Below are 23,885 nucleotides of genomic sequence, written 5' to 3' on the forward strand. Positions count from 1 at the left end.
GGCCATGCTGCCCAACCTGACGCCGGACCTGGAGCTGGCGGAGCGCCTGTTCGCCGAATTGCGGGACGCGACCTTCGACGGCACCGGCATCACCCGCGACGCCTATGGCGAGGGCGAGCGGAAGGCGCATGCCATCGTGCGGCAGGCGGCCGAGGCGATCGGCCTCGACTGCCGCGCCGACCCGGTCGGCAACCTGGTGATGACGCTGCCCGGCGCCGACCGCGCGGCGAAGCGGGTGCTGCTGGGCAGCCATCTCGACAGCGTGGCGGAGGGCGGCAACTACGACGGCGCGGCGGGCGTGCTGGCGGGCCTCGCCGCGGTGGCGGGGATGAAGCGCGCGGGCTTCGTGCCGGCGCGCGACGTCGCCGTGGTGGCGGTGCGGGCGGAGGAGGCGGGAAGCTGGTTCCCCATCTCCTACCCCGGCAGCCGCGGCGCGCTGGGCCTGCTGAAGCCGGCCGAACTGGCGGTGAAGCGGCAGGACACCGGCCGCACCCTGGCCGAGCACATGCGCGCGGAAGGCTTCGATCCCGCCTTCGCCGAGCGCGGCGGGACGACCTTCAGCGCCGAGGACACCGCCGCCTTCCTCGAACTCCACATCGAGCAGGGCCCGGTGCTGGAGGCGGAGGGCATCCCCGTCGGCATCGTCACCGGCATCCCCGGCAGCCGGCGGCTGCGCGCGGCGCGCGTGCTGGGCGAGTACAACCACTCCGGCGCGACGCCGCGCAAGTACCGGCGCGACGCCGCGGTGGCGCTGGCGGAACTCGCCCACCGCGTCGACGACCGCTGGGTGGAGCTGGAGGCGATGGGCCACACGCTGGTCTGCACCTTCTGCGTCATGGGCACGACCGCCGAGGCGGGCTTCACCAAGATCGCCGGCGAGGCGCGCTTCCAGCTCGATGTCCGCAGCGTCAACCCGCACAGCGTCGATGCGCTGATGGAGACGCTCTACGACTGCATCCCCGGGATCGAGGCGCGCCGCGGCGTGACCTTCGAACTCGGCGCCGAGACGGGCAGCAAGGCGGCGCCGATGGATGCCGACGTGCAGGCGGGGCTGGTGCGCGCCGCGCGGTCGCTCGGCATCGCCCACCGGATGATGCCGTCGGGCGCGGGGCATGACGCGGCGGCCTTCGCGCAGGCGGGCATCCCGGCCGGCATGGTCTTCGTCCGCAACCAGAACGGCAGCCACAACCCGAAGGAAGCGATGCGGATGGAGGATTTCGCCGCCGCCTGCGCGGTCGTCACGCGCTGGGCGCAGGAGATGGCGCAGTGACCGCACGCCTTGCCGTCGACATCGGCGGCACCTTCACCGACCTCGCGCTGGAACGCGACGGAGAACGCTGGACAGCCAAGGTGCTGACCACCCCCGCCGCGCCGGAGCGGGGCGTGCTGGAAGGCGTGCGGGTGGTGCTGGCGCGCGCCGGGCTCGCGCCCGGCGACGTCGCGCTGCTGATCCACGGCACCACGCTGGCCACCAACGCCATCATCGAACGCAAGGGCGCGCGCACCGCGCTGCTGACGACGGAGGGGTTCCGCGACGTCCTCGCGCTCGGCAACGAATCCCGCTACGACCAGTACGACCTGAATATCGACCTGCCGCAGCCCCTGGTCCCGCGCCGCTGGCGCGTGACGGTGCCGGAGCGGCTGGACAACGAGGGCCGGGTGCTGCTGCCGCTGGACGAGGCGGCGGTGCGCCGGCAGGTGGAGTTCCTGCGCGCCGAGGGGATCGAGGCGCTGGCCATCGGCTTCCTCCATGCCTTCGTGAATCCGGTGCATGAGCAGCGGGCCGCCGCCATCCTGCGGGAGATGTGGCCCGACCTTCCGGTCTCGCTCAGCAGCGAGGTCTCGCCGGAGATGCGGGAGTGGGAGCGGTTCTCCACCACCGCCGCGAATGCCTATGTGCAGCCGCGCATGGCCAGCTACCTGCATCGGCTGGAGGTCGGGCTGCGGGAGGCCGGGCTGACCTGCCCGCTGTTCCTGATGCTGTCGGGCGGCGGGCTGACGACGCTGGAAACGGCGGCGCGCTTCCCGATCCGCCTGGTCGAATCCGGCCCCGCGGGCGGCGCCATCTTCTCGGCCCATGTCGCGCGCCAGCGCGGCTGGGGCGAGGTGCTGAGCTTCGACATGGGCGGCACCACCGCCAAGGTCTGCCTGATCGACGGCTTCACCCCCCAGGCCAGCCGCAGCTTCGAGGTGGCGCGCGTCGGCCGCTTCAGGAAGGGCTCCGGCCTGCCGCTGCGCATCCCGGTGATCGAGATGGTGGAGATCGGCGCGGGCGGCGGCAGCCTCGCGCATCTCGACGCGATGGGCCGCATCCAGGTGGGGCCGGAAAGCGCGGGCGCCGATCCGGGGCCTGCCTGCTACGGCCGCGGCGGGACGCACCCGGCCGTGACGGATGCCAACCTGCTGCTCGGCCGCTACGACCCGGACCGCTTCGCGGGTGGCGCCCTGAAGCTGCATACGGGGCCCGCGCGCGCCGCGCTGGCCGCGGATGTGGGCGACCGCCTCGGCCTGTCGCCGGAGATGGCGGCGCTCGGCGTGGTCGAGATGGTGGACGAGAACATGGCGAATGCCGCCCGCGTCCATGCCATCGAATCCGGCAAGGGCTATGGCGGCCGCGCCATCATCGCCTTCGGCGGCGGCGGGCCGGTGCATGGCTGCCGGGTGGCCGAGAAGATCGGCGTGGACCGCCTGCTTGTGCCGTCGGGCGCGGGGGTGGGCAGCGCCATCGGCTTCCTGCGCGCGCCGGTCGCGTATGAGGTGGTGAAGTCGCTCTACCAGCGTTTCGGCAGCTTCGACCTCGGCGCGGTGAACGCCCTGCTCGGCGCCATGTCGGCCGAGGCGTCGCGCGTGGTGGCCGAAGGCGCCTTCGGCGCCGCGACGGTGGAGCACCGGCTGGCCTTCATGCGCTATGTCGGCCAGGGGCACGAGATCGCGGTGGCGCTGCCCGCGCGCGCGCTGGCGGAAGCGGACGTGCCCGCGATCCGCGCCGCCTACGACGCCGAATACACCCGCTTCTACGACCGCCCCGTGCCGGGCAGCGACGTGGAGATCCTGGCCTTCGCCGTCACGGTCTCGACGCCGGTCGACGCGATCGAGCCGGTGGCCGCCGTGACCGCCGCGCCGGCCCCGCCGCCGCTGCGGACGCAGTCCGTGCGCGACACCGCGACGGGCGAGGTGACGGACTGGGCCATCTACGACCGCGCGGCGATGCCCGCCGGCTGCAGCGTGCGCGGCCCCTGCATCGTGGCCGAGGCGGAGACGAGCACCCTGGTCGGCCCCGGCTGGCGCGCCGCGGTGGACGGGCTGGGCTACCTTGAACTGACGCGGGAGAAAGCGTGATGGCCGCCAGCGACGCCCTCGCCACCATCCAGCGCCAGATCCAGTGGAACCGCCTGATCGCGGTGGTCGAGGAACAGGCGCAGGTGATGATCCGCACCGCCTTCTCCACCACCGTGCGGGAAGCGGGCGACCTTTCGGCGGGCATCTTCGACCTCAAGGGGCGGATGCTGGCGCAGGCGGTCACCGGCACGCCGGGCCATGTCAATTCGATGATGGAGAGCGTCGGCCACTTCCTCGCGAAGTTCCCGGCCGCGACGATGCGGCCGGGCGACCACTACATCACCAACGACCCCTGGCTCGGCACCGGGCACCTGCACGACCTCACCGTCGTCACGCCGGCCTTCCGGGGGGGGCGCATCGTCGGGCTCTTCGCCAACACCGCGCATGTCATCGATGTCGGCGGGCTCGGCATGGGGCCGGAAGGCCGCAGCGTGTTCGAGGAGGGGCTCTACATCCCCATCGTCAAGTGCTTCGACCAGGGCCGCGCCAACGACACCTTCTTCGACTTCCTCCGCGCCGGTTCCCGCACGCCGGTCGAGCTGGAGGGCGACGTCTATTCGCTCTGCGCCTGCAACGACGCCGCGGCGAAGCGCCTGGTGGAGATGATGGACGAGTACGGCATGGAGAGCATCGACCCCCTTGCCGAATACATCTTCGACGCCTCGCTCTCCGCCACGCTCGCCGAGATCGCGAAGCTGCCGCGCGGCACCTGGCGCGCGCAGATCACCAGCGACGGCTACGAGGCACCGGTGACGCTGAAGGCGGCGATGACGGTGGAGACCGACGGCATCGTGGTGGACTACGCCGGCACCTCCGGCCTGTCGGGGCGGGGGATCAACGTGCCGGCCGCCTATTGCCGCGCCTATGCCTGCTTCGGCATCAAATGCGTCGTCGCGCCGGAGATCCCGAACAACTGGGCCTCGCTCGCGCCCTTCCGCATGGAGATCCCGGAAGGCTGCATCCTGAACGCGCCCCGTCCCTATCCGGTCAGCGTGCGGCATGTGGTGGGCCAGCTGCTGCCGGACCTGATGATGGGCTGCCTGCACCAGGCGGTGCCGGGGCGGGTGAATGCGGAAGGCTCCTCCGCGCTCTGGAACCCGCCGCTGCGGGGCGGGGCGCAGGTGAGCGGCGCGGCGGCCGAACTGCCGGATTTCGAGATCATCACCTTCAACTCCGGCGGCACCGGCGCGCGCCCCACGAAGGACGGGCTGGACGGCACCGCCTTCCCGTCGGGCGTGCGGACCATGCCGGTGGAGGCGACGGAGAACGTCGCGCCGGTGATCTTCTGGAAGAACGAGATCCGCCCCGATTCCGCCGGCGCCGGCCGCACCCGCGGCGGCTTCGGCAAGGTGATGGAGATCGGCGCGAAGGGCGATGCCGAATTCGCCGTGAACGCCATCTTCGACCGCGTGGCGAATGCGCCGCGCGGCCGCGACGGCGGCGGCGACGGCGCGCCCGGCTGGGTCGGGCTCGATGACGGGACGCGGCTGCGCACCAAGGGCTTCCAGGTGATCCCGAAGGGCCGCCACCTGCTGCTGAAGCTGCCCGGCGGCGGCGGCATGGGCGACCCGCGGCAGCGCGACCGCGCCCTGGTGGAGCGCGACCTGGCCGATGGGCTGGTGAGCGAGGAACAGGCGCGCAAGGTCTATGGCTGAATGAGCGCCGGCGCCTTCCCGCGGCTCGTGCTCACCGGCGGCGGGGCGGGCCCGGGCCTGGTCCTGCCGCAGGTGCCGATGGCGAGCGGCGCGCGCAACGAGGCGTGGCTGCGCGACTTCCTGCTCGACCATCCCGAGGTCCTGCCCGCGGCCGAGATCGACGCGGCCTTCGACGGCCCGGTCGCAATCTGCAGCGAGTTGCGGACCCCCGCCGGGCCGCTCGACGCCCTGTTCGTGAACCGCCACGGCGCCATCCTGCTGGTGGAGTGCAAGCTGTTCCGCAACCCGCAGGCCCGGCGGGAGGTGATCGCGCAGATCCTGGACTATGCGAAGGAACTGTCGCGCTGGGGCTATGCCGACCTCCAGGCGGCGGTCAGCCAGCGGCTGGGGCGCGCATCCTCGCTGTTCGGCACCGTGGCGGCTCGGCATCCGGGGCTGGACGAGGCGGCCTTCGTGGATGCCGTGTCGCGCAACCTGGCGCGCGGGCGCTTCCTGCTGCTCGTGGCGGGCGACGGCATCCGGCAGGAGACGGAGGCCATCGCCGAATACGTGCAGGACCATGCCGCGCTGCGCTTCACGCTCGGCCTGATGGAGGTGCGCGGCTTCGCGCTTCCGGATGGTGGCCTGCTGGTGCAGCCTCGCCTGCTGGCCCGCACGCGGGAAGTGGAGCGGATCGTGGTGCGTACGGTCGATGCGCCGGCCGGCAGCGAGGAGCCGGTGGCGGAGGAACCCGCCGAGGAAGCCGCCCCGCAGGGCGAGGCCAGGCTGCGCGCCCTGGCGGAAGACCGTGCCTTCTGGGCGGAATTCGCCCGCCGCCTCGCCTTCGACGACCCCGCCCAGCCCGTGCCGACGCCGCGCAGCCTGGGCAATGCGCGCGCCTCGCTGGGCCATCCCGATGTCTGGGTCACCATCTATCGCGCCCGTGGCTGGGCGCAGATCGGCGGCTTCGTCCGGCTGCGCGGAGCGGAAGGCCGGCGCATCTGGGATGCGCTCCGCGCCGATGCGGCCGCGATCGATGCCGCCTTCGCCGCCGCCATGCCCGGCGTGCCGCTGAAGTGGTCGGAATGGAGCGAGGGGAAGGGCGCGACCTCGGTCGACGTGTACCGCACCGAGGCTTTCGAGCCCGACTCCGCGGAACGCCACCTGGCCTGGCTCGTGCCGCTGACCTGCGCGCTCGTGAACGTCTTCCGACCGCGCATCCGGAGCCTCCTGCCGGAACGGTAGCGGGGGCGGGCTACGCGGATGGCGGCCGGGCCCCATATGCGCGGGATGCCGCCCCGCCCCGGTCGCCGTGCCGCGCTGCTGTCCTTCCTGCCCCTGCCCGCCCTGGCGCAGGACATCGACACGGATCCCGTGCTGCGCGCTGCGGCGGCCACGGCCGACCTCCGCAGCCTCATCGTCGCGCGGCAGGGGGAAGTCCTGTTTTCCCGCGCCTTCCGCGGGCCGGGGCTCGATGCGCCGGTCAACATCAAGTCGGCCTCCAAGACGGTCGTCGCGATGCTGGCGGGCATCGCCATCGCGCGCGGCGTGCTGGACGGGTTGGACCAGCCGGTCGCCCCGCTGCTGGCCGGGCGCATCCCGCCCGAGGCCGATCCGCGGCTGCGGGAGGTGACGGTCGGCCACCTGCTGGCGATGCGGGCGGGGCTCGAATCCACCTCCGGCCGCAACTACGGCGCCTGGGTCGCCAGCCGGGACTGGCTGCGCTTCGCCCTGTCCCGCCCGATGGTGGACGAGCCGGGCGGCGCGATGATCTATTCCACCGGCAGCACGCACGTCCTCGGCGCCGCGCTGGCCCGCGCCAGCCGCCGCAGCCTGCGCGACCTGGCGCAGGACTGGCTGTTCGGCCCGCTCGGCCACGCCGTGCCGGATTGGACGCGCGACCCGCAGGGCCTGCATTTCGGCGGGAACGAGATGGCGCTGTCGCCCCGCGCGCTGCTGGCCTTCGGCGAGTGCTGCCGCAACGGCGGCGTGCATCACGGCCGGCAGCTGATCCCGGCCGCCTTCCTGCGCACCGCCTGGGTGCCGCAGGGGCGGAGTTCCTTCAGCGGCCAGGCCTATGGCATGGGCTGGTGGATCGCGGAGGCGCGGGGCCAGCCCGTGGTCTTCGCCTGGGGCTATGGCGGGCAGATGGTCTACCTCCTGCCCGGGCCCGGCCTGACGGTGGTGATGACCTCCAACCCCGACGTGCCGCGCGTGCCGGGCCAGGTCTTCACCCGCCACGCCCTGCTGGTGGAAGGCATCCTGCCGGCGCTCGGCGCGTCCTAGCGTCGCACCGGCGCGGATCAGGCTTCAGTCGTCCGGCCCGCCCTTCGTCTCGTCCGTCACGCCCGGCGGGTCGGGGTAGAGGTCGGAGGGCACCTTCGCCTTCGGGTTGCGGGTCAGGCCGCCGCGCTGCACCTTCTCCGCGGTGTTGGCGCTGGCCGGGTCGGCGCTGTTCATCCGGGCGGACGCGCCGGCGGGCGGGGAAGGGGTGTCGGGCATGGGCGGGACCTCCTGCTGCCCGGCCGGAACGCCCGAACCGCGCCCGCGCTCCCTTCCGCCTTCGGCGCGGCCTTGCCATGATCGGCGCCCTGCATGACCGCCGGAACGGATCGCCCCATGGCCCTGCGCTGCGACCTCATCATCCGCGACGCCACGCTGTTCGACGGCACCGGCGCCCCGCGCCGCACCGGCGACCTGGGCGTGAAGGGCGACCGCATCGTGGCGGTCGGCGACCTCGGCGCCGCCAGCGCCGACCGGGAGGTGATCGCCACCGGCAAGGCGCTCGCCCCCGGCTTCATCGACGCCCACACCCATGACGACCGCGCCGTGCTGATGGGGGCCGAGGGCACGCTCTGCAAGACCAGCCAGGGTGTCACCACTGTGGTCTGCGGCTGCTGCGGCGTCTCGCTCGCCCCCGCCCGCTTCCGCAAGGCCCCGCCGCCGCCGCTCGACCTGGTGGGGGCCGATGGCTGGTGGCGCTTCGGCGATTTCGGCGACTACGCGCACGCCATCAACAGCCGCGGGTCGGAGGTGAACACCTACGCCCTGGTCGGCAACCAGACGTTGCGGGTCGAGGCGATGGACGGCGACGTCTACCGCCCGGCGAAGGACAGCGAGATCCACCACATGCACCAGCGGGTGAAGCAGGCGATGGCGGAAGGCGCCTCCGGCTTCTCCACCGGGCTGTACTACCCCCCCAACATGCATGCCACCACGGATGAGGTGGTGGCTATCACCGAGGCGCTGAAGCCCTTCGACGGCCTCTATTCCACCCATATGCGCGACGAGGCGAACCGCGTCCTCGCCTCCATCGAGGAGACGATGGAGATTGGCCGGCGCGCCGGCGTGCAGGTGCAGATCAGCCACCACAAATGCTCCCTGCCGGAGAACTACGGCCGCAGCATCCAGACGCTGCCGCTGCTCGACGCCTATGCGCGCACGCAGCAGGTCGCCTACGACGTCTATCCCTATCCCGCCGGATCGACCGTGCTGATGCCGGACCGCCTGCGCGACGACGTGCCGGTGATGATCACTTGGTCGATCCCGCACCCCGAGATGGCCGGTCGCTACCTGTCCGAGATCGCGCGCGGCTGGAACACCGACATCCGCATGGCCGCCGAACGCCTGCTGCCCGCGGGCCAGATCAGCTTCCAGATGGACGAGGACGACGTCCGGCGCATCATGGCGCATCCCATGTCCATGATCGGCAGCGACGGCATCCCGCATGACGCGCATCCACATCCGCGGCTCTGGGGCACCTTTCCGCGCGTGCTCGGCCACTATGCGCGCGGGCTCGGCCTGTTCAGCATGGAGGTCGCGGTCCACAAGATGACCGGCCGCTGCGCCGAGGCGTACGGCATCGTGGACCGTGGCGTGCTGCGCGAAGGCGCCTATGCCGACCTGGTGCTGTTCGACCCCGCCACGGTCATCGACGCCGCCACCTTCGAGGACCCGAAGCAGCCCTCGATCGGGATCGAGGAGGTCTGGGCCAATGGCGTGCCCACCTTCGTCGCCGGCAAGGGCGCGACGGGGGAACGGCCGGGGCGGCTGGTGACCCGCCACCGGGGGTGATCCGCCCCCTCGCGCGGCTGGCGGGGCGCCTGCCGTGGCGCGCGCGCGCGGCGCTGCCGCAGGACGGGCGGCAGCGCACCGCGCTCAAGGCCGTGGTTGCCGCGGCGCTGCTGCTGGGGGGCCTGACGCTGCTGGCCCATGCCTGCAGCGGCGGCTGGGCCACCCGGCCGGAGATGGAGCGGTTCACCAGGCTCGGCCCGCGCCAGGGCCCGGCGACGCTGGAACGCGAGTTGCTCGCCGCCTTCCCGCCCGGCAGCGATGTCGGCCCGGTCTTCGCACGCCTGGAACGGCTGGGCTTCGATTGCGGCGCCGCGCTCGACCCGACCCGCGGCGGCGCCTGCCGCTTCCGCGCCCGGCGCGAGGATGGGCGCGTGGCCAGCATGGTGCTCGAGGTCAGCCATGACGGGCTGCGCCTGCGGGGGCTGGCGGCGCGGATGAGCATCGAGGCGCCGCGGCGGGATTGACAAAGGTCAGTATTGCTGACGTGATCCGGGGATGGAGAACTGGCTTCCCCTGCTGGGCTTCGCCATCGCCGGGTCGGTGACGCCGGGGCCGAACGTGCTGATGGTGGCGGCCGCGGCGGCGGGGCACGGGTTGCGCGCGGTGGTGCCGCACATGCTGGGCATCACCTTCGGCTTCGCGGGGATGGTGCTGCTGACCGGCTTCGGCCTGGCCGCGCCGCTGGCGGCAAGCCCGGCGCTGCATGGGGTGCTGCGCTGGGCGGGCGCGGCCTGGCTGGTCTGGCTGGCCTGGAAGATCGCCAGCGCCGCGCCACGCGCGGCCGATGCGCGCCCGCCGCTCGGCTTCCTCGGCGCGGCGGGCTTCCAGTGGGTGAACCCGAAGGCCTGGATGCTGGTGGCCGCGGCGATCCCCACCTTCACCACCGAGGCCGCGCCGCTGCTGCCGCAGGTGCTGGCGATCTCCGCCGCCTTCTTCGTCGTGCAGATCCCCTGCCTGCTGGTCTGGGCGGGGATCGGCGTCGGCGCCGGGCGCCTGCTGCGCGAACCGGGCCGGCTGCGCGCCTTCAACATCGCCATGGCGCTGCTGCTGGTCGCCAGCCTGGTCCCGATCCTGCGCTGACCAATCCGGGCAGGCACTCAGGCCGGCCGGAAGCCCAGCGCCATCCGGAAGCGGTTCTTGACGAAGACGCCGTCGCGCGGCGGCAGGGCGCGGGGCAGGTTCACCGCGGCGATCTTCGCCACCGCCAGGTTCAGCCCCGCCTTCGCGTGGATGCGCCGGCGCAGCGGCTCCACCCCCTGGCGTTCCGTCACCAGGTCCACCACCGGGAAGCCGCAGGCCTCGGCCACCCTGGTGAACTCGATGCCCTGGCCCGCATGGCTCGCCTGCATCCCGGTCTCGCCGAAATGGCCGTTGTCGAGGATGACGATGGACAGGTTCGGCGGCCGCCGCAGCGCGACCGTGGCCAGCGCGCCGAAGCCCATCAGCGCCTCGCCGTCGCCGGTCAGGACCAGCACCGGCCGCCCCGGCTGCGCGGTGGCGAGGCCGAGGCCCACCGTCATCGCGCTGCCCATCGCGGCCCAGAGGTAGTAGTTCAGGTCGTGGTCGCCCGCCGCCATCACGTCGTAGCTCGGCGAGCCGAGGCCGCTGACCACCAGCAGGTCGCCACGGTCCTTCAGCAGGTCGGCGACGACGGCGCGCCGGTCCAGGGTTCCGCCCGCGCTCACTTCACCCACTCCTTCTCGCCGATCAGGCGCTGGCCCAGCAGCACGGCGCAGGCGCCGTCGCCCTCGAACGCCATGGTGGCGGCGCCGCGCAGCAGGGGCGCGACGTCCTTCGGTTCGTCGGCGCGCCAGACCATCGTGCCCATCAGCCGCAGCGCCGCTTCCGTCGCCTGGCCCATCGGGTTCTGGTGCTGGTTGAATTCCGCCCAGTCGCCGCGCATCGTCACCACCGCCAGGAAGGGGAAGCGCGCGCAGGCGACGAGGCCGAGCGTGTTGATGCAGTTGCCGACGCCGGAGGACTGCATCAGCAGCGCCCCGCGTTCCCCGCCGAGCCAGGCGCCCACCAGGTAGCCGATCCCCTCCTCCTCCGTCGTCAGCACGACCGAATGGATGTCCGGGTCCGCCTCGGCCAGGCGGATGGCGGTGGAATGGCCGGCATCGGGCACATAGGCGATGTGCTTCACGCCGGCTGCCTTCAGCACGTCGAACACGTCCCGCCGCCAGTCCGGGGCCGGCGCCCCCGCAGCTTCCGCCACCATGCGAACCCTCCCTGCGCCACCGCGCGGCGCCCGGCGGCATCATGCCCCAGGGGACGCTATCGCAGGGCTAGAAGGTTGCTCATTGAGCTATGCCGTGATTGTCTGGGTCCATGGACCTGCGCCAGCTCAACACCTTCCTCCAGGTTGCCGAACTCGGCAGCCTGAGCAAGGCGGCGGACCGGCTCCGCATCGCCCAGCCCGCGCTCAGCCGCCAGGTCCGCCTGCTGGAAGGGGAGCTGAAGGTCCCGCTGTTCACCCGCCACGGCCGCGGCATGGTCCTGACCCCGGCGGGCGAGATGCTGCGCAGCCGCGCAGCCGCCATCCTGCGCGAGGTGGAGGAGACGCGGGCCGGCCTGATGCAGGAAGCCGGCGCCGTGCGGGGGCGTGTGGTCTTCGGCCTGCCGCCCACGGTCGGCGCCGTGGTCGCCACCCGCCTGGTGGAGCGGTTCCTGACCGCGCATCCCGAGGTGACGCTGCGCGTCGTGCAGGCCTTCAGCGGCTACCTGCTGGAATGGCTGCAGGGTGGGGAGGTGGACATCGCCGTGGTCTATGCCGGGGCCCGTGCGGCGGGCGTCCGCGCCTCGCCCCTGCTGGTCGAGACGCTCTGCTTCGTCACCCCGGCGGAAGCCGCGCTGCCCGCCCACCACGCCGTCCGGTTCGAGGAGGTGGCGCGCCGCCGCCTCATCCTGCCCGGGCCGCAGCACGGGCTGCGCCTGCTGGTGGAAGCGGAGGCGGGGCGCCGCGCCATCGCGCTCGATGTCGCGGTGGAGGCGGACGACCTGCCGGTGCTGAAGGGCCTGGTGCTGCGGGGCCTCGGCGCCACCATCCTGCCGCGCGCCGCCGTGCATGAGGAGGTGGCGGCAGGCCGGCTCTGCGCGGCGCCGATCATCGATCCCCATCTCTCGCGCAAGCTCGTCGTGGCGGAACCGCTCGGCCGCCAGCCTTCCAATGCCGTCCGCCGCTTCGCAGCCGTGCTGCGGGAGGAGGTGTCGGCCATGGTGCGGGGCGGGGTGTGGGACGGGCAGCTCCTCTCGCCCGATGCATCGCCGGCATAGGTGGTCGGCCGCGATTCTAGTTCCGGCCCGGTGCCGCCAGGCCCAATTTGCCGCCCGACAACCCGCCGAGCGCCCGATGGACATGCACAGCCCCGCCGCCGACCCGCATGCCGAGATCCGGGAGGAGGTGCGCAAGCTCTGCGCCCGCTTCCCCGGTGAGTACTGGCGCGAGCTCGACGCACGCCGCGGCTACCCGACCGAATTCGTCACCGCGCTGACCGAGGCCGGCTACCTCGGCGCGCTGATCCCGGAGGAGTTCGGCGGCGCCGGCCTGCCGCTGTCCGCCGCGGCCGCCATCCTCGAGACCATCCATGCCGAGGGCTGCAACGGCGCCGCCTGCCACGCGCAGATGTACATCATGGGCACGATCCTGAAGCACGGGTCGGCCGATCAGAAGGCGCGGTACCTGCCCGCCATCGCGTCCGGCGCGCTGCGGCTGCAGGCCTTCGGCGTGACGGAGCCGACCAGCGGCACCGACACCACCGCGCTCCGCACCTTCGCCCGGCGCGAGGGGGACCGCTACATCGTCAACGGCCAGAAGATCTGGACCAGCCGCGCCGAGCATTCGGACCTGATGCTGCTGCTCGCCCGCACCACGCCGCGCGACGGGGTGGCGAAGAAGACCGAAGGGCTGTCGACCTTCATCGTGGACATGCGCGCGGCGCTGGGCAACGGCCTCACCATCCGTCCGATCCGCACGATGATGAACCACAATTCCTGCGAGGTCTTCTTCGACAACATGGAGGTGCCGGCCGAAAACCTCGTCGGCGTCGAGGGCAAGGGCTTCCGCTACATCCTCGACGGGATGAACGCCGAACGCCTGCTGATCGCGTCGGAGAGCGTCGGCGACGCCAAGTGGTTCACGCGGAAATCGGTGGAATACAGCAAGTCCCGCGTGCTGTTCGGCAAGCCGATCGGCGCGAACCAGGGCGTGCAGTTCCCGATCGCCAGGGCCTATGCACAGATGCGCGCGGCAGAGGCCATCGTCCACCAGGGCCTGGCGAAGTTCGAGCGCGGCGAGCCCTGCGGCGAGGAGGCGAACATGGGCAAGATGCTCGCCGCCGACGCCGCCTGGGCGGCGGCCGAGGCCTGCGTGCAGACCCATGGCGGCTTCGGCTTCGCCGAGGAATACGACATCGAGCGCAAGTTCCGTGAGGCGCGGCTGTACCAGGTGGCGCCGATCAGCACGAACCTGGTGCTGGGCTATATCGGGGAACATGTGCTGGGCATGCCGCGGAGCTACTGAGCATGTCGCGCCCGCTGGAAGGCCTCCTTGTCGTCGCGATGGAACAGGCGGTCGCCGCGCCGACCTGTTCGCTGCGGCTGGCCGATGCCGGCGCGCGCGTCATCAAGATCGAACGCGCGGACGGCGACTTCGCCCGCGGCTACGACCGCGCGGCGGCCGGCCAGTCCAGCTACTTCGTCTGGCTGAACCGGGGGAAGGAAAGCCTGACCCTCGACATCAAGCGGCCCGAGGACCACGCGCTGCTCGGGCGGCTGCTGGCGAGGGCGGACGTCTTCATCCAGAACCTCGCCCCCGGCGCCATGGCCCGCGCCGGCTTCGGCAGCGCGGAGTTGCGCGCGAGGCACCCGCGCCTCATCACCGTGGACATCTCCGGCTACGGGGAGGAAGGGCCCTACGCGGCGATGAAGGCCTATGACCTGCTGGTGCAGGCCGAATCGGGGCTTGCCACCGTCACCGGCCATCCGGCAGGGCCGGGCCGCGTCGGCGTTTCCGTCGTCGACATCGCCTGCGGCATGAACGCCCATGCGGCGGTGCTGGAGGCGCTGATCGAGCGCGGCATCACCGGGCGCGGCAAGGGTATCGCGGTCAGCCTTTTCGACGGGATGGCGGACTGGATGAACGTGCCCCTGCTGTTCTTCGAGGGCACGGGAAGGGCGCCGCAGCGCGTGGGCCTCGCCCATCCCTCCATCTGCCCCTATGGCGCCTTCGCCACCGCGGATGGCGCGCTGGTGCTCATCTCCATCCAGAACGAACGCGAATGGGCCGCCTTCTGCACGGGCTTCCTGGCCGAGCCGGGCCTGGCGGCGCGGGAGGGCTGGCGCAGCAACACCGAACGGGTCGCCAACCGCGCCGCGGTGGACGCGCATGTCGGCGCCGCCTTCGCCCGGCTGACGCGGGAGGAGGCGAGCGCGCGGCTGCTCGCGGCCGGCACCGCCTTCGGGCTGGTGAACGGCGTGGCGGAGCTGGCGGCGCACCCCGCACTGCGCCGGATCGAGGTGGAGACGCCGAACGGCCCGGTCGCCATGGCCGCGCCCGCCGCCCGCTTCTCCGACGGTGCCCGGCCGCCGGGCCGGGTCCCCGCGCTTGGCGAGCACACGGCGGCGATCCGCGCGGAATTCGCCGAATCCTGACCGGCCGGGATCAGTCCCGCGCCTCGGCCACCTCGTAGACGAAGGGCGGGGGCTCCGGCGGGGGCAGGGGGATCGGTGCGAGCGCCAGTTGCGCCGCCTCCTCGCCACCCGGCCAGGCGGCGAGCACGCGCGCGCGGTAGGCCTCGCCCCGCGGCGCGTTGCGGGAATGATAGGCGGCGACGGCGGCGGGCCAATCGCCGAACTCGTCATGCAGCCGGACCAGGAAGCGCGCGGCGTAGCGGACATTGGCCAGCGGATCGAGCGCGTGGGCGGGGCTGGCGAAGGCATCGGGGTGGTGGTGCAGGTTCACCTGCATGCAGCCGGCATCGATCAGCGTCGTCCCGGCCATGCGCAGCAGCAGGACCTCCCGGATGGCGTCCTCCCGCTCGGCGAAATAGGCGCCGCGGCCATTGGCCCGCACGGCCCAGGCCCAGGGCGTCACCTCGCCGCGCGCGTCGGCGCGGCCGGATTCCACCAGCGCGATCGCCATCAGCAGCCCGGGCGGCAGCGCCGCCTCGCGCTCCACCTGCCGTATCGCCTGGCGGCAGGCGAGGCCGGGGTCGGGCAGTCTCTGGGCGGAAGCCGCGCCGCTGGCGCCAAGGAGCAGCAGGAGGAAGGACAGCAGGCGCAGGGGCATCGGGGGGGTGCTCCATCCTTGTCGCGCCGGCCTTCCTCCCCCCGAGGTCTGCCGGCGTCGCATGTCTGTGTTGCAGTGCAAAAAGAGGCTTGCGCCTCCAGGGTCCGGTCCATAGATTGTGCATCGCAGCAACACGGAACTCCCGCGTTGTCTGTCTTTCTTGGACGTTTCCTCCCTAAACTCGGCGGTGCCGCAAGGCACCGCCCTTTTTTTTGGTCAATGGTGCTGACGCATCAGCCCGGCGCCGGACGCCGCTGCCCCGGCCGGCCCCTTCCCGGCGGGCCGCGGCCCCGCCTTCCGGTCTGCCCGCATTCGCGCCCGCGCGCCATGCAACAAGCGCCGGACCCGGCCCCGCCTATCGGAGAAATGACCAGTCCGCGGCCGCGAGCGTGGTCATCAGCCGCCCCAGGTCGCGCATCAGCGGCACCATCCCCGGCGCCCGTTCAACCCGCGCCTCGTCCATGTAGAGGCTGCGCGCGATCTCGATCTGCAGCGCGTGCACGCCGTCGCGCGGGATGCCGTAGTGGCGGGTGACGTAGCCGCCCGCATAGGGGTCGTTCCGCCGCACGCGGTAGCCCATGCCGGACAGCGTCTCCTCCACCAGGCGCGTCGCGCGGGGGGCACAGGCGGTGCCATGCGCATCGCCCAGCACGAAATCGGCCTGTGGCGTGCCGTGCGCGGGATGCGCGGGCATGGAATGGCAGTCGAGCAGGAGGCAGCAGCCGAAGCGGGCGCGCGTCTCCGCGATCAGCCCGGCCAGCGCGGCGTGGTAGGGCTGCCAGTAACGCCGCACCCGGTCCTCCGCCTCGGAGAAGGGGAGCTTGCGGCGGTAGACCGGCTCCCCGCTCGCCACCACGCGGGCGATGGTGCCGAGCCCGGCGCCGACCCGCGGGCTGGCGCTGTTCACCCAGGACGGCAGCGGCCCCTCGAACATGCCGGGGTCGAGTTCCCAGGGTTCGCGGTTGGCGTCGCAGAAGACGCGCGGGAAGGTCGCGGCCAGCAGCGGCGCGCCATGCGCAGGGGCGGCGGCGAACAACTCGTCCACGAAGCTGTCCTCGCTGCGGCGGAGCGCGACGGGGTCGAGTCGCGCCGATTGCAGGAAGGGCTGCGCGTAATGCGCGCCGCTATGCGGCGAGGCGAAGACCAATGGCACGCTGTGCCGGTCGGGCCGGATCACCCGGAAGGGCGGCGGCGCATCCGGGAAGTCCGGTCCTGCATTCGGCGCGGGGGAGGGAAGGTCCATCAGGAGCCCGATCAAGCCACAGCGTTGCGCCGCTTGTCACCCCGCCCGTGGACGGAATGGCGCCACGGCCTGGCCAACCCCGGCCGGAGCCCTCCGTTCCCGCGCCGCCGGTCGATATGCGGGCGGGGACTTGTTTCCGCCCGACTTCGGCGCTAGAGGGTGCGCCCGGCCGATGGGCGCGTAGCTCAGCGGGAGAGCACCACCTTGACACGGTGGGGGTCACAGGTTCAATCCCTGTCGCGCCCACCATCGGCCGCACGCGCCTCCGCAAGCGCCTGATCCAGAAGACTTTCCGGATCCCATTCCCTGTCGCTCCACATGCCGCCCGGCGGCATCCCGGCAGACCCTCTCATTTTCGTGAGCGGGCTGGACGCGCCCTCCGCCAGGGTCGAACATGCGGTGGTTCAGCCATGGGATCGCCCTCCGTGCCGTCCGACGACATCGCCCTGCGCCGCGGCGGCCTCGCCGGCCTGTTCGAGGCGCCGATCGCCACCCTGCGCGACCGCATCGGTGCGCTCGGCGCGGCCCCCGGCACCCCGCTCGAAGCGCGGATCGCGGCGCTGGAGGACGCGGTGCGGCAGCTTTCCGCGGCGCCGACGCGGGTCGTCCCCCTCGGCGAGCGGCTGCTCGCGCTCACGCATGACGGGCGCAAGATCTTCCTCGACGCGGCCGATATCGGGATCACCCCCCACATCGCGCTGACCGGCGAGTGGGAGCGGGAGACGGAAGCCGTGATCCGCCGCCTGCTCCGGCCCGGGGACGCGGTGGTCGAGGTGGGGGCCAACATGGGCTACCACACGCTGGCGATGGCCGATGCCGTGGGCCCCGCCGGCCATGTCCATGCCTTCGAGGCCAATCCCGCCATCACGCCCCTGCTGGACGCCACCATCCAGGTGAACGGCCTCGCCGGGCGGGTCACCCTGCATCCCGTGGCCGCGCTGGCGCATCGGGGCGAGGTGGAGTTCGCCATCCACCCGTCGCATTGCGGCAGCGCGCACCTCGCGGTGCCGCAGGACCGCCCTTGCTATTCCCGCCGCGCCACCGTTCCCGCCATCCCGCTGGACGAGGCGCTGGGCGCCGGCTTCGGCCCTGCCGCGATGATCCGCATGGACGCCGAGGGGTCGGAGCCGCTGGTGCTGCGCGGCGCCGCCTGGCTGCTGGCGCGGTCCCCCGCCATGTCCATCGTGATGGAATGGGCGCCGCACATGATGCAGGCCTATGCCGACGTGGCAGGCTTCGCGGACTGGCTCGCGGCGCTCGGCTTCCGCGCCGCCCGCATCCTGCCCGACGCCTCGCTCCAGCCGCTCGACCGCGCGGGCCTGCTGGAGGCCGCACATATCGAGGCCGTCTTCCGCCGCGACGGTTGACCGGGCCGCGCCGGTCCCGCAAAGGTCCGCCCAAGCCCAAGACACCGGGAAGACGGGAGGTCCCCCATGCACCGCCGCCACCTGCTCGCCGCCTCCGCGCTGCTGGCCGCGCCCGCGATCCCGCGGGCCGCAGGCGCCCAGGCCGCGGTGACGATGCGCCTTTCGCACCAGTTCCCGCCCTCGCACCACAACGCCCGCGTCATGCAGTCCTTCGCCGAGGACGTGGCCGCGCGCAGCGGCGGGCAGGTGCAGGTCCAGGTCTTCCCCGCCGAACAACTCGCCCGCGCGGCCGAGAATTTCCCCGGCGTGGCGCGCGGCGCCTTCGAGGCCGCGGCCGCGGTGAACTTCCAGTGGGGCACCACCCTGCCCGAGATGAACGCGGTGACCATCCCCTACCTGTTCACCGACATCGCCCGCATCCGCCGCTTCCCCGGCAGCGACGCCGCGCACTTCCTCGAAGGCCTGCTCGAACGCCGCGCGGTGCGCAACCTGATGTGGCTCTACACCACGCGGCAGAGCATCTTCACCTCGAACCGCCGCCCGATCGTCAACCTCGAGGATTTCCGCGGCCTCAAGATCCGCGGGCTGAACGCGCTGACCGACCATGCGCTGACCGCGGTCGGCGCCGCGCCCTCCTCGATGCCCGGGCCGGAAGTGCCGCAGGCGCTGCAGTCGGGCGTGCTCGATGCCGGGCTGACGGACCTGTCGGCCGCGGTGTCCCGCCGCTTCTACGAGATCCAGCGCTTCGGCACCGTCGCGCCTTATTTCAGCGTCATCAGCCATGTCTACGTGAACCCCCGCTGGTGGGGCGGCCTGTCGGCCGCGCATCGCGGCTTCATCGAGGCCGCGGCCCGCAAGGCGGAGCAGGACCAGATGACGGTGACGGAGGAGACGGCCGCCGCGGCGGTGGGCGAGCTGCGCGCGCGCGGCATGACCATCCACGAGCAGACCGAGGCCGAGACCGCCACCTGGCGCGCCGCGATGCAGCCGCCGGTGGTGGAGGCTTTCCTGCGCATGGCGCCCGATGGCGGCAGCCGCGTGATGGAACTGCTGCGCGGCATCCCGGCGGCCTGAGGCGGCGCCGGCCGATGCCCACCCGCCCCGCGCGGTGCCGCTGAGCGATGCGGGGCCTCGAACGCGCCATCGCCCTGCTGTCGCGCGTGGCGGTCGCGCTCGGCTCGGTCGCGACCGTGACCTGCCTGTTCCTGGTCGGCTACGCGGTGGCCATGCGCTACGTCCTGAACCAGCCGCAGCCCTGGGTGGACAAGGTGGCGGGCTGGCTGGTCGTCGCGCTGGTGATGCTGGCCGCGCCCGAGGCGCAGCGCCGGTTCGAACATATCGGCGTCGACATCGCGGTGGGCCGGCTCGGCCCGCGGATGGCGCGGGCGGCGCAGCTTCTCGGCGCGCTGTCCGTCGCCGCCGTCTCCGCCGTGCTGGTCCAGGCGGGGTGGGAGGCGATCGAGTTCAGCCTGATGGTCGGCATGATGACCGACATCCCCGGCGTGCCGGAATGGTGGATCCAGGCGCTGCTGCCGCTCGGCGCGGGGCTGATGTTTCTCGTCGCGCTCTGCCAGGCGCTGCTGCTCGCCCTCGGCCGAGATCCGGCCTTCCTCCCCTCGGCGGAGGAGGAGATGCCGCGCGACCCGCTGGCGCGGGCGGAGTGAGCGCGCCTTGACCTTCCTCCTGCTCCTCGCGGCGCTGATCGCGCTGCTCTACCTCGGCATCCCGATGTTCGCGGCGCTGTTCCTGCTGCCGCTCGGCGTGCTGCTGCACGTCGAGGGGGGCGTGCCGGCGCTGGGCGAGATGGTGATCGGCAAGCTCGACGGCTACCTGCTGATCGCCATCCCGCTGTTCATGCTGATGGCGCACATCATGGTGCGCGGCCGCGTGGTGGACGATCTCTACAACGCCGCCTTCGCCCTGCTGCGGCGGGTCCGCGGCGGGGTCGGCATCGCGACCGTCGCGGCCTGCACGGTCTTCGCCGCCATCAGCGGCAGCTCGGTCGCCACCGCGCTGACCATCGGCAAGATCGCCATCCCGCAGATGCTGCGATACGGGATGAGCAGGAAGGGCGCCTTCGGCGTGGTGGCGGGTGGCGGCACGCTCGGCATCCTCATCCCGCCCTCGGCGCCGATGGTGCTCTACGCCTATGTCACCGAGACGTCGGTCGCCGCGCTGTTCCTCGCGGGCCTCGTGCCGGGGCTGCTGATGGCGCTGATGTTCGCCGGCTACTGCTTCGTCACCGAAGGCAAGGCGCGCGTTCCGGCCGACGAGCCGCCGCCCGAGGCCGCGCATCACGCGCTGGCACGCGCTGGCTGGTCGCTCAGCCTGCCGATCTTCGTGCTGGGGGGCATCTATCTGGGCGTCTTCACCGCGACGGAGGCGGCGGGCACGGGCACGATCTACGCGCTGGTCATCGCCGCGCTGATCTACCGCACCCTCACCTGGCGCGACATGCTGGACGGCGTGCAGGAGGCGACCCGCACCTCGGCGATGCTGCTGATGATCATCGCGGGCGCGGCGATCTACGGCTACATGCTGACGAAGCTGCGGATCCCGCAGGAGCTGACGCAGCTGGTGGCCGATCTCGGCCTGGGGCGCACCGGCTTCCTGGTCGCGATGATGGTGCTGCTGTTCGTGCTGGGGCTGGTGCTGGAGAGCTTCTCCATCATCCTGCTGACCATGCCGGCCATCCTGCCGCTGCTCGGCCAGCTCGGCATCGACAAGGTGTGGTACGGCATCCTGCTGACGCTGAGCCTGGAGATGGCGCTGATCAGCCCCCCCGTCGCGCTGAACCTGGTGGTCATCAAGGCCATCACCGGCGCGCCGCTGGCCGAGGTGAACCGCAGCATCGTCCCCTACATGCTGATGCTGGCCTTCGGCACCGCGCTGCTGATCGCCTTCCCCGACATCGCGCTGTGGCTGCCGCGCCAGGCGGGCTACGGCGGATAGGCGGCCGCGCGGCCATTGCCGCCGTCGCCCTGCGCCGCGCAGGGCGGCAGCCCGAACAGCGGCGCCGGGTCCAGGCGGCGGCCGTCCCGCAGCACCTCGAGGTGCAGGTGCGTCCCGTAGGTGATGCCGGTGCGGCCGATCCGCCCGAGCCTGTCGCCCTGCGCAACGCGCCGCCGCCCTGTGGCCAGCACCGGCGCCACGGTGCCGAGATGGGCGTAGCGCGTCACCAGCCCGCCCGCATGGCGCAGCTCCACCTCCAGCCCCGCGCCGGCGCGTGTGCGGCGGATCGCCACCACCTCGCCAGCGGCCGCGGCATGCACCCAGGCGCCGGCCGGCGCCGGCAGGTCGATGCCGTGATGCACCTCGCTGCCCTTTGGGCCCGGGGCCGGCCGCGGCCCGAAGCCCGAGGAGACGCAGCCGGCCGCCACCGGCAGGCGCAGCGTCCCGGGCGCGATCTCGGCCGCCGCCATCCGCGGGGCCGCCAGGGCCAGCAGCAGGGCCAGCAGGCCGGGGAGAGAGGGGCGCGCGCGCATCGCGGCCAGTCTAGAGCGGAGTGGCCCCGGCCGTGTCCAGGGCCGGGTCAGCGGCCCGCATGCGGCCCTGGTCGAACGTTCAGCCCCATTGCTCCTTCGGCTCGGCGCGGCGCGGCAGCGGCTTCGGGGCGAGTTTCGGCAGCGGGCCGGGCTTCCCGAACAGCCAGCCCTGGCCGTAATGCACGCCGAGGCTCCGCATCACCCCCGCCGCCTCCTCCGTCTCGATCCGCTCGGCCACCACCTTCGCATCCACCGCCAGCGACAGGTCCACCATGGCGGCGACGAAGCTGCGGTCGCGCTCGCTCCTCACCGCCGCGACGACGAAGGCGCCGTCCACCTTCACGTAGTCCGTCGGCAGGACCTTCAGGTAGCGGAAGGCGGCGGCGCCGGCGCCGAAATCGTCGATGCAGACCGGCACGCCGCGCGCGCGCAGCTGCGCCAGGGTCTCCACCGCCTCCCCTTCGTCCTCGATCTCCGCGCTTTCGGTGAGTTCCACCATCACGCGCGACGCTGCGCCGCGGTCGCGGTCGATCATCGCCAGCAGGCGGCGGCGGAATTCCGGGGAATGGGCCGACAGGCCGGAGATGTTGAAGGCGATCCGCTCCCCCGGCGGCGCTGCCAGGGTGCCGGCGATGGCAAGCGTCGCGACCGCGAGGTCGAGTTCCTCCGTCAGGCCGATCGTCTCCGCCAGCGCCACGAAGTCCTGCGGCCCCTCGCGCGAGCCGAGGAAGCGTTCGTCGAGCCGCAGCAGGGCTTCCCGGTGGTGGACCTCGCGCGTCGCGAGGTCGACGATCGGCTGGTAGTCCAGGCGGAAGCGCCGTTCGGCCACGGCGCGGCGCAGCAGGGCGGCGCGGTCCGTCACCTGCGCGACGACGCCGCGGAGCCCGTCCCCGAAGCCGGCTTCCCGCAGCCCCTCCGCCCCGTGGCGGGCGAAGGCGGACAGGCCGTGGCGCAGCGCGCGGGCGGCCTGGGCGGGGGTGAGCCCGGTGCCGTCCACCGCCACCTCGCTGGTCTGGACCCGGGCGGGCTGGCCTTCCTGTTCCAGCACCGCCTCCAGCCGCCGCGCCAGTTCGCCGAGGTCGGGCAGCGCGCCGCCCGGCCCGGTCATCAGCCCGTAGCGGCCCGGCGCCATCTGCGCCGCCATGGTGCCGCCCGGCACGGTGCGGGAGATCTCGCCGTCGATGCGGCGGGCCACCGCCTCGTCCGCGGCGGCCGGCAGTTCGAGAAGGCCGATGGTGGTCGGGCCGTCGCCCGCGGCATGGAGCCGGGCCGCGGCCTCGCGGATCAGGGCCGCGCCGTCGGCCAGGCGGATCTCCGGCGGGGCGGGGATGGGAGAGAGGGCGAGGCAGATGCGCGCGGCATCGCCCGGCTGGGGCAGGTGCAGGCCGGACACCGCGAAGGGGGTGCGGGCGGCATCGGCCAGGCGGAAGGAGGTCGGCGGCAGGCGCCCGCGATGCGGCAGCAGCGCCAGGGCGGCGGCGAAGGCGGCCCGGTCCTCGGGCGCGAGGATCTGCGAGGGGTCGGCGCCCACCATCTCCTCCGGCGCGCGGCCGAGCCGGGCGCGGAAGGCGCCGGCGGCGAAGCTCACGCGTCCTGCCTGGTCCAGCTCGACCAGCAGGTCGGCGGCAGCGAAGGCGAAGGCGACGAAACGCTCTCGCTCGCCGATCTGGCGGGGGACGGGGTGCGACATGCCCGCACGCTACGCGGGAATGCTTGCCGGAGTGTGTCGGCCCGCCCCGCGGGGAGGCTGCTCCGGCACGGGCGCGCCGCCGGCGGCGCGCCCGAGGGGGACGGTCAGGCCGCCGCGGCCGTCACGCCGGAGGCCAGCGCCTCCTCGGCGTCGAGGACGCAGGCCACCGCATGCACCACGGCGGCGATGCGGACCGCGGCCTGCACCTGTTCCTTGCCGAGCCCGCCATGGAGCACGACCTTCTCGTGGCTCTCCATGCACATCCCGCAGCCGTTGATGGCGGAGACGGCCAGCGACCACAGCTCGAAATCGGCCTTCTCGACGCCGGGGCGGGCCATGACGTTCATGCGCAGCTTGGCGGGCATGGAGGGGTAGTCGCCGCCGACCAGGTGGGTGAAGCGGTAGTAGACGTTGTTCATGCCCATGATCGCGGCCGCGGCCTTGGCGGCAGCCAGGGCCTCGGCGCCCAGCTGCGGGCCGAACTCGGCGACGACCGCGCGGGTGAGGGCCGCGTTGCGGCTGGCGATGGCGGAGGCGACGAAGGTGCCGGCGCGCTGCTGCTGCGTCAGCGCCGGCTCGGTCGCCAGGCTGCCGAGGTTCAGCTTCAGGTCCTTGGCATGGTCGGGGAGGGTGGCGCGGAGCGATTCGAGCGACATCGGGGGGACCTCAATGCGGGTGCCGCCGCACCCCTCCGCGCCGGCGGCGCGGAGGGGGCGGGGGCCGTTGGAAGCGGGTCGCCGCCCCGGGCGCGGGGCGGCGGGGCG

23 protein-coding genes and 1 tRNA gene are annotated in these 23,885 nt (G+C 73.0%); 16 read left to right on the plus strand and 8 right to left on the minus strand.

Annotated elements, in window-relative coordinates; genetic code table 11:
* Positions 1-4: 4 nt before the first annotated feature.
* Genes ACK8OX_RS00760 through ACK8OX_RS00780 form a run of 5 tightly spaced genes read left to right on the plus strand, consistent with a single transcriptional unit; the run spans position 5 to position 7,259 of the window.
* Positions 5-1,270, plus strand: coding sequence for a Zn-dependent hydrolase (locus tag ACK8OX_RS00760; protein ID WP_430661998.1), 1,266 nt, complete (start codon positions 5-7; stop codon positions 1,268-1,270).
* Entirely contained in the window at positions 1,267-3,339 is a 2,073-nt protein-coding gene (locus tag ACK8OX_RS00765; protein ID WP_430661999.1) for a hydantoinase/oxoprolinase family protein, read from the plus strand. Before ACK8OX_RS00760 ends, ACK8OX_RS00765 begins: the two co-directional genes overlap by 4 nt.
* Complete coding sequence (locus ACK8OX_RS00770; RefSeq protein WP_430662000.1) at positions 3,339-4,994, plus strand: hydantoinase B/oxoprolinase family protein; 1,656 nt, start codon at positions 3,339-3,341, stop codon at positions 4,992-4,994. Before ACK8OX_RS00765 ends, ACK8OX_RS00770 begins: the two co-directional genes overlap by 1 nt.
* Entirely contained in the window at positions 4,995-6,218 is a 1,224-nt protein-coding gene (locus ACK8OX_RS00775; protein ID WP_430662001.1) for a hypothetical protein, read from the plus strand.
* Positions 6,219-6,263: 45 nt separating this feature from the next.
* Positions 6,264-7,259 (plus strand): serine hydrolase domain-containing protein, encoded by a 996-nt coding sequence (locus ACK8OX_RS00780; RefSeq protein ID WP_430662002.1) that lies wholly within the window; start codon positions 6,264-6,266, stop codon positions 7,257-7,259.
* Between the two features lie 24 nt (positions 7,260-7,283).
* On the opposite strand, the gene ACK8OX_RS00785 is transcribed toward ACK8OX_RS00780, so the two are convergent.
* On the minus strand, positions 7,284-7,475 hold the full coding sequence (locus ACK8OX_RS00785) for a hypothetical protein (RefSeq protein WP_430662003.1): 192 nt from the start codon (positions 7,473-7,475) through the stop codon (positions 7,284-7,286).
* Between the two features lie 117 nt (positions 7,476-7,592).
* Between ACK8OX_RS00785 and ACK8OX_RS00790 the strand changes: the two genes are divergently transcribed.
* Genes ACK8OX_RS00790 through ACK8OX_RS00800 form a run of 3 tightly spaced genes read left to right on the plus strand, consistent with a single transcriptional unit; the run spans position 7,593 to position 10,127 of the window.
* Positions 7,593-9,047, plus strand: a complete 1,455-nt coding sequence (locus tag ACK8OX_RS00790) for an N-acyl-D-amino-acid deacylase family protein (protein WP_430662004.1) — start codon at positions 7,593-7,595, stop codon at positions 9,045-9,047.
* The gene (locus ACK8OX_RS00795) at positions 9,044-9,511 is read left to right on the plus strand and encodes a hypothetical protein (protein WP_430662005.1); all 468 of its coding nucleotides are present in this window, start codon (positions 9,044-9,046) and stop codon (positions 9,509-9,511) included. The genes ACK8OX_RS00790 and ACK8OX_RS00795 overlap by 4 nt, the downstream gene beginning before the upstream one ends.
* A 31-nt stretch (positions 9,512-9,542) precedes the next feature.
* Positions 9,543-10,127: a LysE family translocator gene (locus tag ACK8OX_RS00800; protein WP_430662006.1), complete on the plus strand. Its 585-nt coding sequence runs from the start codon at positions 9,543-9,545 to the stop codon at positions 10,125-10,127.
* Positions 10,128-10,144: 17 nt separating this feature from the next.
* Here the strand turns inward: ACK8OX_RS00800 and ACK8OX_RS00805 are convergent, their stop codons facing one another.
* Both ACK8OX_RS00805 and ACK8OX_RS00810 read right to left on the minus strand, forming a co-directional pair.
* The gene (locus tag ACK8OX_RS00805; protein WP_430662007.1) at positions 10,145-10,732 is read right to left on the minus strand and encodes a thiamine pyrophosphate-dependent enzyme; all 588 of its coding nucleotides are present in this window, start codon (positions 10,730-10,732) and stop codon (positions 10,145-10,147) included.
* Positions 10,729-11,268 carry a phosphonopyruvate decarboxylase gene (locus ACK8OX_RS00810; RefSeq protein WP_430662008.1) on the minus strand — a complete coding sequence of 180 codons (540 nt, stop codon included), beginning with the start codon at positions 11,266-11,268 and terminating at the stop codon, positions 10,729-10,731. Before ACK8OX_RS00810 ends, ACK8OX_RS00805 begins: the two co-directional genes overlap by 4 nt.
* A 110-nt stretch (positions 11,269-11,378) precedes the next feature.
* Between ACK8OX_RS00810 and ACK8OX_RS00815 the strand changes: the two genes are divergently transcribed.
* From ACK8OX_RS00815 to ACK8OX_RS00825, 3 genes are all read left to right on the plus strand, one after another.
* On the plus strand, positions 11,379-12,323 hold the full coding sequence (locus ACK8OX_RS00815) for a LysR family transcriptional regulator (RefSeq protein WP_430662009.1): 945 nt from the start codon (positions 11,379-11,381) through the stop codon (positions 12,321-12,323).
* 76 nt (positions 12,324-12,399) lie between these two features.
* On the plus strand, positions 12,400-13,569 hold the full coding sequence (locus ACK8OX_RS00820; RefSeq protein WP_430662010.1) for an acyl-CoA dehydrogenase family protein: 1,170 nt from the start codon (positions 12,400-12,402) through the stop codon (positions 13,567-13,569).
* A gap of 2 nt (positions 13,570-13,571) precedes the next feature.
* Entirely contained in the window at positions 13,572-14,699 is a 1,128-nt protein-coding gene (locus tag ACK8OX_RS00825; protein WP_430662011.1) for a CaiB/BaiF CoA transferase family protein, read from the plus strand.
* A gap of 10 nt (positions 14,700-14,709) precedes the next feature.
* Here the strand turns inward: ACK8OX_RS00825 and ACK8OX_RS00830 are convergent, their stop codons facing one another.
* On the minus strand, positions 14,710-15,336 hold the full coding sequence (locus ACK8OX_RS00830) for a lytic transglycosylase domain-containing protein (protein WP_430662012.1): 627 nt from the start codon (positions 15,334-15,336) through the stop codon (positions 14,710-14,712).
* Positions 15,337-15,691: 355 nt separating this feature from the next.
* Positions 15,692-16,579, minus strand: coding sequence for an N-formylglutamate amidohydrolase (locus ACK8OX_RS00835; protein WP_430662188.1), 888 nt, complete (start codon positions 16,577-16,579; stop codon positions 15,692-15,694).
* Between the two features lie 174 nt (positions 16,580-16,753).
* Between ACK8OX_RS00835 and ACK8OX_RS00840 the strand changes: the two genes are divergently transcribed.
* The 5 genes from ACK8OX_RS00840 to ACK8OX_RS00860 all read left to right on the plus strand — a co-directional run bounded on the left by ACK8OX_RS00840 (position 16,754) and on the right by ACK8OX_RS00860 (position 20,898).
* Positions 16,754-16,828: transfer RNA gene (locus tag ACK8OX_RS00840), tRNA-Val, on the plus strand.
* 176 nt (positions 16,829-17,004) lie between these two features.
* On the plus strand, positions 17,005-17,946 hold the full coding sequence (locus ACK8OX_RS00845) for an FkbM family methyltransferase (RefSeq protein WP_430662013.1): 942 nt from the start codon (positions 17,005-17,007) through the stop codon (positions 17,944-17,946).
* Between the two features lie 66 nt (positions 17,947-18,012).
* Positions 18,013-19,020: a TRAP transporter substrate-binding protein DctP gene (dctP, locus tag ACK8OX_RS00850; protein WP_430662014.1), complete on the plus strand. Its 1,008-nt coding sequence runs from the start codon at positions 18,013-18,015 to the stop codon at positions 19,018-19,020.
* Between the two features lie 47 nt (positions 19,021-19,067).
* Positions 19,068-19,610 (plus strand): TRAP transporter small permease, encoded by a 543-nt coding sequence (locus ACK8OX_RS00855; RefSeq protein ID WP_430662015.1) that lies wholly within the window; start codon positions 19,068-19,070, stop codon positions 19,608-19,610.
* Between the two features lie 7 nt (positions 19,611-19,617).
* Complete coding sequence (locus ACK8OX_RS00860) at positions 19,618-20,898, plus strand: TRAP transporter large permease (protein WP_430662016.1); 1,281 nt, start codon at positions 19,618-19,620, stop codon at positions 20,896-20,898.
* Here the strand turns inward: ACK8OX_RS00860 and ACK8OX_RS00865 are convergent.
* From ACK8OX_RS00865 to ACK8OX_RS00875, 3 genes are all read right to left on the minus strand, one after another.
* On the minus strand, positions 20,886-21,431 hold the full coding sequence (locus ACK8OX_RS00865) for a M23 family metallopeptidase (protein ID WP_430662017.1): 546 nt from the start codon (positions 21,429-21,431) through the stop codon (positions 20,886-20,888). The two genes, ACK8OX_RS00860 and ACK8OX_RS00865, sit on opposite strands and share 13 nt — an antisense overlap.
* A gap of 79 nt (positions 21,432-21,510) precedes the next feature.
* Entirely contained in the window at positions 21,511-23,121 is a 1,611-nt protein-coding gene (locus tag ACK8OX_RS00870) for an EAL domain-containing protein (protein WP_430662018.1), read from the minus strand.
* A gap of 104 nt (positions 23,122-23,225) precedes the next feature.
* A complete protein-coding gene (locus ACK8OX_RS00875) occupies positions 23,226-23,777 on the minus strand; it encodes a carboxymuconolactone decarboxylase family protein (RefSeq protein WP_430662019.1) in 552 nt (183 codons plus the stop codon).
* Positions 23,778-23,885: the final 108 nt, after the last annotated feature.

The organism is Falsiroseomonas sp. CW058, from assembly GCF_050563535.1.
In the GTDB taxonomy this organism is placed as follows: Bacteria; Pseudomonadota; Alphaproteobacteria; order Acetobacterales; family Acetobacteraceae; genus Falsiroseomonas.